Genomic DNA, 14,896 nt, shown 5'->3' with positions numbered 1-14,896 from the left:
CGAACGACTGGGCTGCCAGGTTGTAGACCTCGTCCGGCTCGTGCACCCGGAGGGCCTCGATGAGCGAGAGCGGATCCAGGAGGTCGCCGGAGTGGAGCTGGATGCGGTCCATGAGGTGGTCGATGCGCTCGAAGGTGACCGTGGAGGTCCGACGGACCATGCCGACCACGTCGTAGCCCTTGTCCAGCAGCATCTCGGCCAGATACGAGCCGTCCTGTCCGGTGATTCCGGTGATGAGGGCGCGACGCGTCATGGCGGTCAGTCTGCCTCCGGCTCCCGCCGAAGGCGCCCCCGCCAGTACTCCAGCAGGTCGGCGAGCGTCCGGTCCAGCGACATCTCGGGCCTCCAGCCGGTGTCGGTCCGGATCGCCGTGGGGTCGCCACACGACTCGGCGAGGTCCACCGGCCGGTGCAGCGCCGGGTCCGATACCAGGCGCATCTGGCCGGTCGGGCTCCGGCCTGATGGCCCACCCTGACCGGCAATGTCGAGCAGCCGCTCTGCTATCTCACGGATGGCCACCGAGGTTCCCGTGCACACGTTGTAGGCGGCTCCGGACCGGCCGCTGACGGCCAGGCACCGGTAGGCCCGGACCACGTCCCGGACGTCGGTGAAGTCGCGACGGGCCTCGAGGTTGCCGACCCGGATGGAGTCATCTCCGGCCAGCTCGGCTGCGGCGATCCGCGAGGCCAGTGCCGAACAGACGAACCGGTCGCCCTGTCCGGGCCCGAGGTGGTTGAACGAGCGGGCCCGAACCACGTCCAGCCCGTGGCCCAGGTGGGCCTGGAGGGCCAGGAGGTCGGCAGCAGCCTTGCTGGCCGCATACGGCGACACGGGGCGCAGGGGGGCTGATTCACGGATTGGGAGGTCGTCGGGGTCGACCACCCCGTAGACGTCTGCGCTGCTGACCGTGACCACCCGCGCACCGTCCAGGGAACGCACGGCGTCCAGGAGGTGGAGGGTGCCCTCGGCGTTCACGCGCAGTGTTTCGACGGGGGAGTCCCAGGAGCCCCCGACGTCGGCCTGCCCTGCCAGGTGGAACACCACCTCCGGTCGGACGTCGCCGACCAGGCGCCTGATGCCCGCCGCGTCCAGCAGGTCCGGACCGCCATCGGACCTGTCGGTGCCGACGACGTCGTCGCCGCAGGTCCGCAGGTGCTCCACGAGGTGGCTTCCGACGAACCCGGCCGCGCCGGTCACCAACGTCCTCACGGGTGGCGCGGGCGGCAGTCGGTAACGAGATGGGCCACCGGCGCACACTATGTGTTGAAGCGTGTTGCAGGCAGCGTGGAGGTCGACCAGGACGGCTGCCGTCGGCGGCAGGTCTGTTCACCGGTCGAGTGCATGTGCAGATGGCGTGCCCGTCTGCCGATCAGCCACAGGTGGCATGGCACTAGGGTCCGGTGTCCGTGGACGCCGTCTCCGACCAGTCGCTGAGTGCTGCGGCGCCGGCCGATCCGGCGCCCCGACCACCGACGGCGACGGTGCTCGCCGTGCTGGTAACCCAAGACCCCGGACCGGCCTTCGATGCCGTCATGGAGGCCCTGGCCGCCCAGGACCACGCCCGCCTGGAGGTGCTGGTGGTCGACGTCGGCGATGCGCCTGCGGCTGGCAGGGCTGCGGCGGTAGCCCCGGCAGCAGCCCCGTTGCTGGAACGCGTCGGGCGCGTCCTGCCGGGCTCGACCGTCGCCCTCCTGGACGGGAACCCCGGCTTCGGGGCGGCCGTCGCCGCCGGCCTGGCCGCCCGACCGGTCGGTATGACGCCACGCTTCCTGCTGCTGCTGACCGACGACGTCCTGCTGGGCGGCACGGCGGTCCGGCGCATGGTGGAGGAGGCCGTGGAGGCCAACGCCGGCATCGTCGGAGCCAAGGTGCTGGGGTCCGAGGGGAGCCGCACCCTGGACGACCTGGGGACCTCGGTGGACCGGCTGGGGACTCCGGTTCCGCTGGTGGGGCCCGGTGAGATTGACCAGGGCCAGTACGACACGGACCGGGACGTGCTGGCTGTGGCAGGTGCGGCGGTGCTGGTCCGCTCCGACCTGTTCGAGGCACTCGGCGGCATCGACCCGGAGGTGCATGGCAGCGACGGCATCGTGGAACTCTGCTGGCGTGCCCGGCTGCTGGGGGCCACCGTGGCCACGGCGCCCACCGCCGTGGCCCAGCGCATCGACGCCGGTGATCGTTGGCCGGCGGGTCGGCCTGAGGGCGGGAAGGGAGACCAGCCGGGAGATCCTCCGGGAACCCGTGGAGGGGTCCAGTCGGCAGTGACCCACCGGGCCCGGAACCGCCTCCGGATGGTGCTGGTCTGCCATCGGCCGCCCCAGGCCGCGGCGGCCGTCATCGGCCTGCTGGCCGCCACGGTCGCCGGGGCGGTCTACGGCCTGGCGACCGGGAGGTTCCGCCACGCCCTCGGGCTGGTCGGGGCCTGGCCCTGGAACCTGCGCCGCCTCTCGTCTGCCCGGCGTCGCCGCCGCCTCATGCCGACCCCCGACCCGTCGGCCGTTGCCGACGTGGCCAGCCTCGAGGTTCCCCACCGGGCCTTCTGGCGGGCGGTCACCGGACGGGACCTGACCGGCACCGACGACCGTTCGCCCAGCCAGGTGCGCCTGCACCGGCTCTGGTCGATGCTGCTGGGTCCCGGCGGGATGGCCCTCATGGCATCAGCGGTGGTCCTCGGCTTCGGGTCCAGGGCCCTGGTCGGCAACGGCCTCCCGGCGGTCGGCCGCATGCAGCCGCTGCCTGCCGACCCGATGGACCTGGTCAGGTCGTGGTGGCTGGGCTGGCGGCCCACCGGCACGGGCAGCACGGTGGTCGGGCCCGACGGCCTTGCCGCCATCGGGCTGCTGGACGGCCTCTGGCCGTGGGGGAGCGACCTGCTATGGGCCCTCGTTGTGCTCGCCGCCCTCCCGGTGGGCGCACTCGGGGTCTGGCGGCTGGCCCAACCGGTGGGCGGCGGTCGGTCCCGGGCGGTCGCCGTGCTGGTCTACCTGTCCGTCCCGGTGCCCTACGACGCCCTGCGGGCCGGTCGGCTGGCACCGATCGCCGCCTTCGCCGTGGTTCCCTGGGTGGTCCGTCGTCTGGCAGGAGCGCAGGGGGTCGCCCCCTACGGAATCCGTGGCGGTGACGCCGGACCAGGAACCCGCCTCCGCGGCCTGTGGTCCGAGGTGCTCGTGACTGGCCTGGTGCTGGCTGCGGCCGTCGCCGTGGATCCGACGCTCGCCGTGCCGGTCTCCATGGTGGTCGTAGGCCTGGTCGTGGGCACGGTCCTGGCCGGGAGCATCGCCGGCCTGTGGCGACTGCTGCTGGTCACCGCGGTCGGCATCGCCGTGGCAGCGCTGCTGCACCTCCCGCTGCTGCTCGAGCTCCTCGCCGGCCGATCCATCGGGTCGCTGGTCACCCCGGTCGACTGGCCGGTCCACGGGGTGGGCACGGCCGAGATGTTCCGCCTGGAAACCGGCGACTTCGGTCTTGGCCTGTTCGGGATGGCCCTGCTCGTCCTGCCGGTCATCGCCCTGCTGGTCGCCCGGGGTCGCCACCTGGCCATCGCCCTCCGGGCGTGGTTCGTGGTCGCCGCCTCGTGGTCCGCCGTCTGGATCGTGGACCAGGGCTGGTGGGACGGACCGACGCCCGAGCCCGGTGCCCTCCTCGTACCGGCAGCCGTGGGCCTGGCCTGGGCCGCAGCTGTGGGCGTCGCCGGCCTCGGCTCGGACCTGCTGGGCGGCGGCCAGAGCCCAGCGGCTGATTCCCGGGATGGCCGTTCACGTCGAGAGCCTGACCGCCGCCTCCGGCAGGTCGCCGTCGGCGTGGCGGGCCTCTCCCTGGCCGTGGCCGTCCTGCCCGTGCTGGTCGGCTCGATCGACGGGGCGTGGGGTACGGCGCGCGACGACCTCCGTGCAGCGGTGCCGTTCATCTCGACAGGACCGGTCGACGGCGAGACGATCCACGGCGGTGTTCCCCGGGCCCTCTGGCTCGGCGACCCGTCGGTGCTCCCGGCGGCCGGAATCCCACTTTCGGGTGGATTCGGCCCTGATGGCCACCTCCTGGACGGCCTGCATGGAGGGTCTCGCCTGGCCATGGCGGTCACCGACGGACGGCCCGACCTCCTCGACCAGTGGCCCATGGAGCCGACAGAGGGCATGGCCTCGATCAGGGCGTCGGTGCTGGACGCCATGGCCGGCGACACCAGCCGCCTCGGGGCCCGGCTGGCGACGTGGGGCGTGGGCTGGGTGGTGCTGGTCGAGCGTTCCACGCCGGTGCCCCAGCCGGCACGCGAGGTCCCGGTGCCGGACCGCCTGGCCGGGGCCGTGTCGCGCCAGCTGGACCTGGAGCGCATGGAGGGCATCAACAGGGCGGTGACCGTCTACCGCAGCACCGTGGTGGAGGCGCCCCTGGCGGTTGTCCGGGACCGGAATCGTCGGGCCGTGCCGGTCCCGGTGACCCGGGAGGCCTTCGACCTGCGGGTGGTGACCGCCTCGGCCGACGGAGCGCTGAGGTGGGCGATCGGCCCGGATGCCGCCTGGCGCTTCGTGGTCGACGGCGTCACGCAGCCACTGGTCGCAGACGACGCCACCCCGGCCCGGCTGGACCACCCGTCGGTCCGGGTGGCCAGGGACACGGTCGGGGTGCTGGATCTGGACGGATCGCGCTCCAGGGGTCGTCGGTCGGTCCAGGTGGTCCTGGTCGGCGTGGTGCTCCTGCTGGCCAGCTGGGCCCGTACCGCCCGGGAAGCTCGTGAGGGCCGCGTCGGGGGGAGCCACACCGTTCCCATGGCCGACGCCTCCCGCAGTATCCATGCCTCCGACCGGGAACACCGACCGTGAACGCCCACCGGTCACCGGCCCTGGTGGTGCTGCTGGCGCTGCTGATCGGCTCCCTGTCCCTGGGAGTGGAAGCTCCGGGCGACGTCCGGGAGGCACCGCCGGCGGTGGCCCGGACGGCCATGTCGCTGGCCGGACAGTCCTCGGACCTCTGGTTCTGCATCGGCCCGACCGACGCCCTGGAGGGGATCAGGGACCGGGTGGTGCAGGTGGCGAGCATCGCAGCCGGACCCACCGACGGTCGGGTGATCGTCGTCGACGACCGGGGTCGGGCCGTGGAGCGGGCCTTCCGGTTGGATGCCGGTGACAGGCTGGAGATCCGACCCGGCCGGTTCGTGCCCGGGTCGGCCTTCGCCGCCGTGACCGTAGAGGTACCCGGAGGGGCCGTCGTCGTCGGACAGCGCATCGAGGGCGATGGTGTCGACCACCGCCCGTGCCTGACCCGCACCTCCGGGACCTGGCTGGTGCCGTGGTCCACCACCGCCCGGCCGGGCAACCGGGTGTGGCTGCTAATGCACAACCCGTTCCCGGCCTCGGCGGTCGTGGACCTGCGGTTCGTCGGCGACATAGGTCGCCGCGAGACCCTCGACTCCCAGGGGATGGTGGTGGCCGGCCGGTCGCTGGTCGCCTACGACGTGACGGAGCGCATCTCCGACTCGGCCGTGGTCTCGGCCCTGGTCGACGTGCGTGTCGGCCAGGTGGCGGTGGCGCGGCTCCAGTTGGCAGACGGTGAAGGTCCCACGGGGCTCAGGGGGTTGGACCTGGCGCCAGGCCTGCCCGAGGCCCGGTCGCGGTTGTTCGTTCCCGGCGTCGGCCCGGTTGCCGGGTCAGGAGGCGACCTGTCGGTCGTGGTGTTGAACCCCGGCGAGGACACCGTAGAACTCGAGGTGGTCGCCCGGACGTCGCCGTCCGACGGGTTCGTGGAGCCCTGGCCTGTGGTCCTGCGGGCCGGGCAGCGCCACGTCGTGGACCTCGGCGACGGGAGGCTGGACGGCGTTGGTACGTTCGGGATCGAGGTCCGGACCCTGGACGACCAGCCGGTGGCGGCATCGCTGGTCCGTCGGGGAGTTGTCGCCGATGGGGCCGCCGGCGAGCAGGCAGCCACCGGCCAACTGGCCGTTCCCGACCTCGCCGTGCGTCCGGCCGTCGCCGTGGTGGCGCGCGGCTGGCTGGTCGACCTGGGCGAGCGGTTCGAGAGCACCGGGGACATCCTGGCCGTGGCCAACCCGGCCGGCTCCAGCATCGCCATCCTCGAGGTGAAGGTGCTGGCCGGGCGGGCACCGGAGGGCCTTCCGGCCGTGGTCGAGCTGGATCCCGGGACCCAGGTGGTGTTCCCCCTGGGAGCGGGTGGGCCCGTGATCCTGGCCGTGGAGTCCACCTCGCCGGTGGTGGCGTCGGTCCGGGAGTCCTCGCCGGCCGGGTCCACGGCCGGTGTGGCCGTGGCGGTGGTAGGTACCGAGGACTGGCCCGCCACTGGCTAGCTCACCCGCCGGCGTCGCAGCCGTCGGGCGTTGAACCGGGCTGGCGGAGCTCGGCCAGGCTCCCCCAGAGGTGGGTGGCCGTCACCGGACCCAGGTGGTGGTCGCGCACCACGCCCACCCCGTCCACCAGGAGCACCATGGGTACGGCATCGACGGCGTACCGGTCGTGCAGGTCGCGTCGCTCTCCGGCCTCGACCTCCTGGAACGCCACCGCCTGGCTCTCCAGGGGTCGGGCGACCTCGACCACCGACCCGCATGTATCGCATGTCGCCGATGTGAACACGGCGACCAGCCAGGGAGCGTCGGGGCGGTCGAAGTCGCGGCGGTCCAACTGCTGGGGTACAGACCAGCCCGTACGGACCGGGGCATCGGGACGCCGACGCTGCACCAGGTGGGCCAGGGTGCCCGCGGTGGCGGCCACCAGGACGAGGAGCAGGAGTCGGTCCACGGGTGGACCCGTCAGTCGGTGCTTGCCGGATCGCTGACGGCCGCCTGAGCACCGTCACTCGTCGAGCGGGACCAACCATCTGTGTCCGTCGAGCCGGACCCGTCATCTGCGTTGGTCAGGCCCGTCGTGTCACTGGCGTCCGTTGGACCGGACGTGTCATCGGAGTCCACGCCGGCGTCCGTGCCGGCGCTGGGGTCGGTGGCGACCCGTACCAGGCGGCTGACCTCCTCTCCGCTGATCGTCTCGTGCTCCAGGAGTGACCTGGCGATCAGGTTGAGGGCGTGACGGTGCTCGACGAGCAGGTCACGGCAGCGTGCCTCCTGGTCGCTGAGGATCCGCTGGACCTCCTCGTCGATGAGCCGGGCCGTGTGGTCGCTGTAGTCGCGGCTGTGCAGCAGGTCGTCGCCCAGGAACACGTGGCCCTGGCTGCCCCATGCCATCGGGCCGACCCGGTCGCTCATGCCCCACTCCCTGACCATCTTGCGCGCCAGCTCGGTGGCGCCCACGAGGTCGTTGCTCGCACCGGTGGAGGCCACGCCGAAGACGAGGTTCTCGGCCATGCGACCGCCGAGGCTCACTACGAGCGAGTCCTCGATGAAGTCCTGGCGGTAGAGGTGGCGCTCCTCCTCGGGCAACTGCATGGTCATGCCCAGGGCCATGCCGCTGGGGATGATCGTCACCTTGTGGAGCGGATCGGCGGTCGGAAGCAGGGCGGCACAGAGTGCGTGGCCCGCCTCGTGGTAGGCGATGGCCTCCTTCTCGTCCGCCGACAGCGCCAGCGACTCGCGCTTCTGGCCCATGAGGGTGCGGTCCCGGGCCTGCTCGAAGTGGTCGGCCTGGATGCTGTCCGCACCGGTCCGGACCGCGATGAGGGCGGCCTCGTTCACCAGGTTGGCCAGGTCGGCGCCGCTCATACCGGGTGTTCCACGGGCGATCAGGTCCAGGTCGACGTCTTCGTCCACCCGCTTGCCCTTCACGTGGACGTCCAGGATCTTCCGACGGTCATCCAGTTCGGGGAGAGGTACCACTACCTGGCGGTCGAAGCGGCCGGGCCGCAACAGGGCCGGATCCAGGATGTCTGGCCGGTTGGTGGCAGCGATCATCACGATGCCCTCGGAGGATTCGAAGCCGTCCATCTCGGAGAGCATCTGGTTCAGCGTCTGCTCGCGCTCGTCGTGACCGCCGCCCAGGCCGGCGCCGCGCTTGCGGCCGACCGAGTCCACCTCGTCGATGAAGATGATGGCGCTGCCCATCTTGCGGGCCGTCTCGAACAGGTCTCGGACCCGGCTGGCTCCCACGCCGACGAACATCTCCATGAAGTCGGAACCGGTGACCGACAGGAACGGCACCCCGGCCTCGCCGGCCACCGCCCTGGCGATGAGCGTCTTGCCGGTTCCCGGCGGGCCGACCAGCAGCACGCCCTTGGGGACCCGGGCGCCGATCTCGGCGAACTTCTCGGTGTCCTTCAAGAAGTCGACCACCTCGCGGATCTCCATCTTCACGCCCTCGTAGCCGGCCACGTCGTCGAACGTGGTTCCGGGCCGTTCCGAGGAGTAGGTCTTGGCCCGCGACCGGCCAATGGACATCATCCCGCCCATCTGGCCCTGGGCCCGGCGGTTGATCCACCAGAAGAAAAGGATGATCAGGCCCACGGGCAGCAGCAGCGGCAGCCATGCCTGGAGGAACCCGGGTTGCGGTGTCTCGAAGAGCACGGCTGCACCGCTGTCGGCCAGCAGCCGCCGGTCGTCTATGGAGAGCTCCAGGGGGCCCGCGGTGACGTGGACCACGCCGTCGACGTCGGTGAACTCGATCTTCCCGGTCAGGTTGTCGACCAGGACGTCGGTGACCTCGTGGACGGCCACCCGGCTCAGGAACCGGTCGTAGGTGACCTCGTCGGTTTCGGGGGCGGGGAGGAAGTTGGGGAAGAAGAGGGCGGAGGCCAGGAGGCCCAGCACCAGCCAGATGCCCCAGCGGGGCCAACCCTGGTCGCGTCCCGACCGGTTGCCCGTCGCCGATTGACCACCCGGTCGCTCGGAGCGCCTACCGGACGGCCTCGCACCCCGCTTGTCGGATCGTTCCGCCATGCCTCCATGGTACGGGGGACCTGTGTCGGACAGGCCTCGGCCCGGCTACGTACGGACGTGGGTGGTCCGGATCCGGCACAGACCGGGCACGGCGACGACCTCCGGTCCGGGGCCCCTCGCTAGGGTTCGCCCGATGGACGGCGCCACCCCCGAGGAGAACTCCACCGGGCGCGCCAGCGGCGCCATCCCCGAGGAGGGCTCCACCGGACACGCCTGGGGCGTCGGCCACGTGGTGGCCGGCGTGGTCATCGGGACGGTGGCCAGTGTGGTGGCGGCCGGGATCATATTCACCGCCGGCGGATACGAGGAGGCCGACGTCCTGCCGCTGTCCATGGTCGCCGTCATGCAGGCCGCCCTGTGGATCGGCCTGCTGGGGGTCCCGCTCTGGCTTGTGGCCGCCCGGGGCGTGCGCTGGGCCGACCTGGGCTGGGGGGCCACGGCCTCCGATGCCTGGCAGGGCCTGGGGATCGGCGTCGTCACCCAGGTGGCCGTCGTGCCGGCCATCTACGTGCCGATACTGCTGCTGACCGACGACCTGGACGTCTCCGGACCCGCCCGGGAGCTGGTCGACAAGGCCACGGGTAGCGGCATCCTGCTGCTGGTCCTCTCGGTCGTGGTCGGCGCCCCGATCGTGGAGGAACTCTTCTTCCGCGGGCTGACCCTGCGTGCCCTGGAGGCCCGGATGCGCCCCCGGGTCGCCCTGGTCGTCTCCGCCCTGGTGTTCGGCGCCGTGCACCTGCAGGTCCTGCAGTTCCCGGCCCTGGTCGCCATCGGCCTGGTGTGTGGCTGGCTGGCGCAGCGCGACGGTCGGCTCGGACGGGCGATATGGGCCCACCTGGGGTTCAACGGGGTGACGGTCCTGATGCTGCTGGTCGCAGTTCCCGCCGTATGAGCGATCCCACCCCGCTGCCCGTTCCCGAGGCTGCGTCTCCCACGTCTGGGCCCATAGCCGAGACGGCCGGTCCGGGCGCCGATGACATGGCCAGCCCGCTGGCCGCCGCCGTGCGACGCATCCCCCTCACCACGTGGGTGAACTGGTTCCTGGTAGGGGGCAGCGTCCTGTTCGTCCTCTGGGTGGTCAACCCGGACGGCCTGCTGTTCACGAGGTCCACCCCGACCGGCGGAGACCTCGGAGCGCATGTCTGGGGGCCGGCGTACATACGCGACGAACTGCTGCCCCGGTTCCGCCTCACCGGGTGGACGCCCGACTGGTACGCCGGGTTCCCCGCCTACCACTTCTACATGGTCGTCCCGATGCTGGTCGTCGTGGCCGTGGACGTGGGCCTGGCCACGCCGCTGCTGGTGGTGGTGCTCCCGGCCATCGGCCTGGCTGCGGCACGACTCGTCCGCAACCGGTCGGCCGGCTGGCTGACCCGGCTGGGCCTGCTGGGGGCGCTCAGCGTGCTCGTGGTTCCCGTCCACTACGGCATGGCCATCAAGTGGGTGACGGTGGTCGGGCTGGTGGTGATGCCGGCGGCCGGCTGGCTGACCGGGCGCCTCGCCGGCCTGCCGTTCCCCGGGCCGGCTCTCACCGCGGTGGCCACCCTGCCCTTCGTGTTCGACAGGTCGTTCAACATCATGGGCGGCAACCTGATGTCGACCATGGCCGGCGAGTTCGCCTTCACGCTGGCGGTGGCGGCCTGCCTCGTCTACATCGGCCTCATGGTCCGGGGCCTGGAGACCGGCCGGGGCCGGGCCGCGGCTGCCGTGCTGCTGGCCCTCACCGGGTTGTTCCACCTGCTGGTCGCCTTCTACGCCCTGGTGGCCTCGGCGGTCGCCCTGCTGGTGCGCCCGAGCCGGGAGGCCCTGCGCTGGCTCCTCACCACGGGCCTGGTGGCCGGCCTCTGCTCGGCGTTCTGGGTCCTGCCCTTCTGGTGGCAGCGGGACCACCTGAACGACATGGCCTGGCACAAGCTCACCCAGTTCCGTTCCTACCTGCTGGACCGCGACCACCTGGCGGCCGACTTCCTCACCAACGATCCACCGCTCCAGGTGGCGATCCTCATCGCCGTCGTCGGGCTGGTCGCGTCGATCGCCTTCCGTCGCCGGCTGGGCTTCGTGCTGGCCGGCTCGGCGATCCTCCTGGGCCTGGCCTTCGTCCACCTCCCGGAGGGGCGCCTCTACAACGGCCGGATCCTCCCCGCCTACTACCTGAGCATCTACCTGCTGGCCGCCATCGGCGTGGCCGACGTGCTGCGGCTCCTGGGCCGGGTGGTCGACGGCATCCGGCGCTCGGCCGGTGGCCGACCCGGGAGGCTCGTCAGCGGCGGGGGAGCGGTGCTGGCCTTCCTCGCGCTGATCGCCTACCTGGGCATGCCGTTGAGGGTCCTGCCGACCGGCTCCATGTCGGGCAACACCTATTCGTGGTTGGGCTTCCAGACCGAGGAACTCAACCTGGGCAGGTCCTGGGTTCGCTGGAACTTCGACGGCTACGAGAACAGGGTGGGCGACACCACGGGCGGCGGCTGGGAGGAGCAGCGCGCGCTCACGGCGACGATGCTCGGGATCGCCGAGGAGCACGGCTGTGGACGGCTGCTCTGGGAGTACCACAGCGACCTCGTGCGGTACGGCACGCCGATGGCCCTGATGCTCCTTCCGCACTGGACGGACGGCTGCATCGGCTCCATGGAGGGCCTCTACTTCGAGGCCTCCACGACGACGCCCTACCACTTCCTGGTCCAGTCGGAGCTCTCCATCTCGCCGTCCCGGGCCCAGCGGGGGCTGCCCTACCGGGGCTTCGACCTGGATGCCGGGATCGACCACCTCCGGCAGCTCGGCGTCCCCTACTACGCGGCCTTCTCGGAGCGGGCGGTGGCAGAGGGGCGTGGGCACGCGGACCTGACCGAGTTGGCCACCAGCGGCCCCTGGACCGTGTTCGCCGTCGCCGGTGCCGAGCTGGTGGTTCCCATGCAGGTGGAACCGGCGGCCTTCACGGGCGTAGGGCACGCCGACTGGCTGGATCCCGCGGTCGAGGTGTTCCAAGAGGGTTCGTCGGCCGTGCCGCGGACCATCGGAGGTCCCGACGGGTGGCAGCGCGTCGCCCCGGACGAGCTGGCGGAACGCCGACTCCTGCCGGCGGTCACGGTCACCGACATCGCCTCGGGGGTCGACACGATCTCGTTCCACGTCGACCGGATCGGCGTACCGGTGCTGGTGCGGACGTCGTTCTTCCCCAACTGGGAGGTGGCTGGCGCCGACGGTCCGTGGCGGACCACGCCGAACCTCATGGTCGTGGTGCCCACCGGAAATGACGTGGCCCTGACCTACGGCCGGACCGGCGTCGACATCGTGTCGATGCTGCTGAGCCTGGTCGGGCTGGTCGCCCTGGTGGTCCTGGCCCGGCGGCCCGACAGCCTGTCGGATCGCCCGCCGTCAGGGTCGGAGTGGTACGACCTGGCGGCCGTCGGGCCCGCCGGCGACCTGCCTCGGGCCAGATGGGGGCAGCACCGAGTCGCCGGGCCAGCCCACCCGGACGAGCCCGGGCCGGACGGGACTTCCGCCACGCCGGAGGCCACGGCACCATGAGGAAGCGGCTGCGACGGTTCGCCGTGGTGGGCCTGATCGCCACGGCGGTCGACGTGGGCCTCCTGGTCCTGCTCCTGGACAGGGGCTGGTCGGTGGTCGCCGCCGACGTGGTGGCGCTCGCCGTGGCAGCGGTGGCTGCCCGACGCCTCCACCGCCTGGTCACCCTGCGGGACGACCCCTTCGCCCGCTGGATCAGGATCCGGCGGGTGTTCGTATCGGTCGTGGTGGCCGCCGGGATGGTCGACCTGGCGGTCCTGGCGGTCCTCGGCACGCCGGGCGGTCCGGGCCGCGACCTGGCCGCCAAGGCAGCGGCCGTGGCCGCAGCGGCCGTAGTGCGCGGCATCGCCTACCGGGCGTTCCTGTTCCGGGTGATCCGTCGGGAACAGGACCGTCCCTCCGAGCGTCCGCCGCCCCCCGGGGCCTTCCGGGTCAGCGTGGTGCTACCCGCCTACCGGGAGGCCGACCGCGTCGCCGATGCCGTGGCCCGGGTCCGCGAGGAGCTGGGTGGGGCCCTGGGCCGGGCGGGCGACGTGGAGCCGGTGGAGGTCGTCGTGGTCGACGACGGCTCGCCGGACGACACGGCGGCGCGTGCCGAGGCCGCAGGCGCCGACCGGGTGGTGCGCCTGGAGCGCAACTCGGGCAAGGGCGCGGCGGTCCGGGCGGGGGTGGCCGTGGCCACCGGTCGGACGGTGGTCTTCACCGACGCCGACCTGGCCTACGGGCCGGCCCAGGCAGCCGCCCTGGTCACCCAGGTCGAGGCCGGGTACGACATGGTGGTCGGGAGCCGACGCCACACCGACACCCGGACGCTGGTCCGGACCGGGCGCATCCGTGAGGTGGGTGGACGCCTGGTGAACCTGGTAACCCACGCGCTGCTCCTCGGCCAGTACCGCGACACCCAGTGCGGGCTGAAGGCCTTCCGGGCCGATGTGGCCCACCGCCTCTTCGAGGCCTCGACGCTGGACGGCTTCGCCTTCGACGTCGAGTTGTTCCACCTGGCCGAACGGTGGCGCCTCACCCTGGCGGAGGTGCCCGTCGAGGTAGAGAACTCGGAGCGGACCACCGTGCGTGCCCTGCGCGACGGGCTCCGCCTGGTGGCCGACCTGGTCAGGGTGCGGCAGCTGGCCCGGCGCGGCGGCTACCCGGCTCCCGACGGAGGCCCGCCGGCTCCCGAGCCGTTGGCGGCGTCGGCTGTCAGCGCCGTGTTCAAGGCATACGACGTCCGCGGCCGGGTGCCGGACGAGCTGGACGAACCGCTGGCCGAGGCCATCGGGCGGGCGTTCGCCCTGCTGGTACGCAGCGAGGAACCCGACACGACCCGGGTGGTGGTGGGCACCGACATGCGCCCCAGCGGCATCGCGTTGGGAGCGGCCTTCACCGCCGGCGTGACGTCCGAGGGGCTCGACGTGGTCGACCTCGGCCTGGCATCCACCGACATGCTCTACTTCGCCTCCGGACACCTGGGCATCCCCGGTGCGGTGCTCACGGCCAGCCACAACCCGGCCGCCTACAACGGCATGAAGCTGTGCCTTTCGGCCGCCCGACCGGTCGGCCGCGACACCGGGCTGGGAGCGATGGCGGCCGGGATCATCGCCGGATTCGGCGACGCCGACGCACCGGGAGGTGGGTCAACGACGTCGCTGGACATGCTGCCGGCGTTCGTGGACCACGTCCGGTCGTTTGTGGACCTAGACGCCCTGCGCCCCCTGCGCGTGGTCGTCGACACGGCCAACGGCATGGGCGGGCTCGTCGTTCCGGCGGTGTTCGACGGGCTCCCGTTCCACCTCGACCACCTCTACCCGGAGCTGGACGGCACCTTCCCGAACCACCCTGCCGATCCGATCCAGCCCGAGAACCTCCGCGACCTGCAGGCCCGGGTGCTGGAGACCGGCGCCGACATCGGCCTGGCCTTCGACGGCGACGCCGACCGTGTCTTCCTGGTCGACGAGCGGGCCCATCCGGTATCGGGATCGACCACCACGGCGCTGGTGGCCCGGGGCGTGCTGCAACGCGAGCCGGGGGCGACGGTGCTCCACAACCTCATCTGCTCCAGGGCCGTGTCGGAGGTGATCGCCGAGCACGGGGGCCGGGCCGTCCGGACCCGGGTGGGCCACTCCATCATCAAGCAGGCCATGGTCGAGGAGGGTGCGGCGTTCGCAGGCGAGCACTCGGGCCACTACTACTTCCGGGACAACTACCGGGCCGACTCGGGCCTCATAGCGGCCCTCGTCGTGCTGGAGGCCCTCTCCGGTTCGGACCTTCCGCTGAGCGGCCTGCTGGCGCCCCTGCAGCGCTACGCGGCCTCCGGCGAGCTGAACACCACGGTCACCGATCCGGCTGGCGTGATCGAACTGGTGGCCGTGCACTACGCCGGTCACCCCCAGGACCGACTGGACGGGCTGACCGTCGACTTCGGCCACTGGTGGTTCAACCTCAGGCCGTCGAACACCGAGCCGCTGCTGCGGCTCAACGTCGAGGCTGCCGACGACGCGGCCTGTACGGCCCGGGTGGCCGAGGTGCAGGCCCTGATCGGCCAATAGCCTC

The 14,896-nt window shown here is 72.2% G+C and carries 8 protein-coding genes and 1 pseudogene; 5 read left to right on the top strand and 4 right to left on the bottom strand.

Going from position 1 to position 14,896, the window contains the following annotated elements:
• Positions 1 to 253 (bottom strand): GDP-mannose 4,6-dehydratase (locus MK177_03680; protein MCH2426416.1); only part of this gene is annotated, 253 nt, incomplete at its 3' end.
• A 5-nt stretch (positions 254 to 258) separates the two neighbouring features.
• The gene (locus MK177_03675; GenBank protein MCH2426415.1) at positions 259 to 1,197 is read right to left on the bottom strand and encodes a GDP-mannose 4,6-dehydratase; all 939 of its coding nucleotides are present in this window, start codon (positions 1,195 to 1,197) and stop codon (positions 259 to 261) included.
• Positions 1,198 to 1,532: 335 nt separating this feature from the next.
• Between MK177_03675 and MK177_03670 the strand changes: the two are divergent.
• Both MK177_03670 and MK177_03665 read left to right on the top strand, forming a co-directional pair.
• Positions 1,533 to 2,105: pseudogene (locus tag MK177_03670) on the top strand (hypothetical protein).
• 2,708 nt (positions 2,106 to 4,813) lie between these two features.
• Entirely contained in the window at positions 4,814 to 6,295 is a 1,482-nt protein-coding gene (locus tag MK177_03665; GenBank protein ID MCH2426414.1) for a DUF5719 family protein, read from the top strand.
• 1 nt (position 6,296) lies between these two features.
• Here the strand turns inward: MK177_03665 and MK177_03660 are convergent, their stop codons facing one another.
• Together MK177_03660 and ftsH are read right to left on the bottom strand one after the other, a co-directional pair.
• The gene (locus MK177_03660; protein ID MCH2426413.1) at positions 6,297 to 6,743 is read right to left on the bottom strand and encodes a hypothetical protein; all 447 of its coding nucleotides are present in this window, start codon (positions 6,741 to 6,743) and stop codon (positions 6,297 to 6,299) included.
• An 11-nt stretch (positions 6,744 to 6,754) separates the two neighbouring features.
• On the bottom strand, positions 6,755 to 8,827 hold the full coding sequence (ftsH, locus tag MK177_03655) for an ATP-dependent zinc metalloprotease FtsH (GenBank protein MCH2426412.1): 2,073 nt from the start codon (positions 8,825 to 8,827) through the stop codon (positions 6,755 to 6,757).
• Between the two features lie 133 nt (positions 8,828 to 8,960).
• Here ftsH and MK177_03650 point away from each other — a divergent pair, with 133 nt between their 5' ends.
• From MK177_03650 to MK177_03640, 3 genes are read left to right on the top strand one after another with little or no spacing between them, the layout of a single operon-like run.
• On the top strand, positions 8,961 to 9,719 hold the full coding sequence (locus tag MK177_03650) for a CPBP family intramembrane metalloprotease (GenBank protein MCH2426411.1): 759 nt from the start codon (positions 8,961 to 8,963) through the stop codon (positions 9,717 to 9,719).
• The gene (locus MK177_03645; protein ID MCH2426410.1) at positions 9,716 to 12,352 is read left to right on the top strand and encodes a hypothetical protein; all 2,637 of its coding nucleotides are present in this window, start codon (positions 9,716 to 9,718) and stop codon (positions 12,350 to 12,352) included. The genes MK177_03650 and MK177_03645 overlap by 4 nt, the downstream gene beginning before the upstream one ends.
• Entirely contained in the window at positions 12,349 to 14,892 is a 2,544-nt protein-coding gene (locus tag MK177_03640) for a glycosyltransferase (protein MCH2426409.1), read from the top strand. Before MK177_03645 ends, MK177_03640 begins: the two co-directional genes overlap by 4 nt.
• Positions 14,893 to 14,896: the final 4 nt, after the last annotated feature.

Source organism: Acidimicrobiales bacterium (assembly GCA_022452145.1).
Classification (GTDB): domain Bacteria; phylum Actinomycetota; class Acidimicrobiia; order Acidimicrobiales; family MedAcidi-G1; genus UBA9410.
This window is presented reverse-complemented; position numbering and strand designations above follow the sequence as displayed.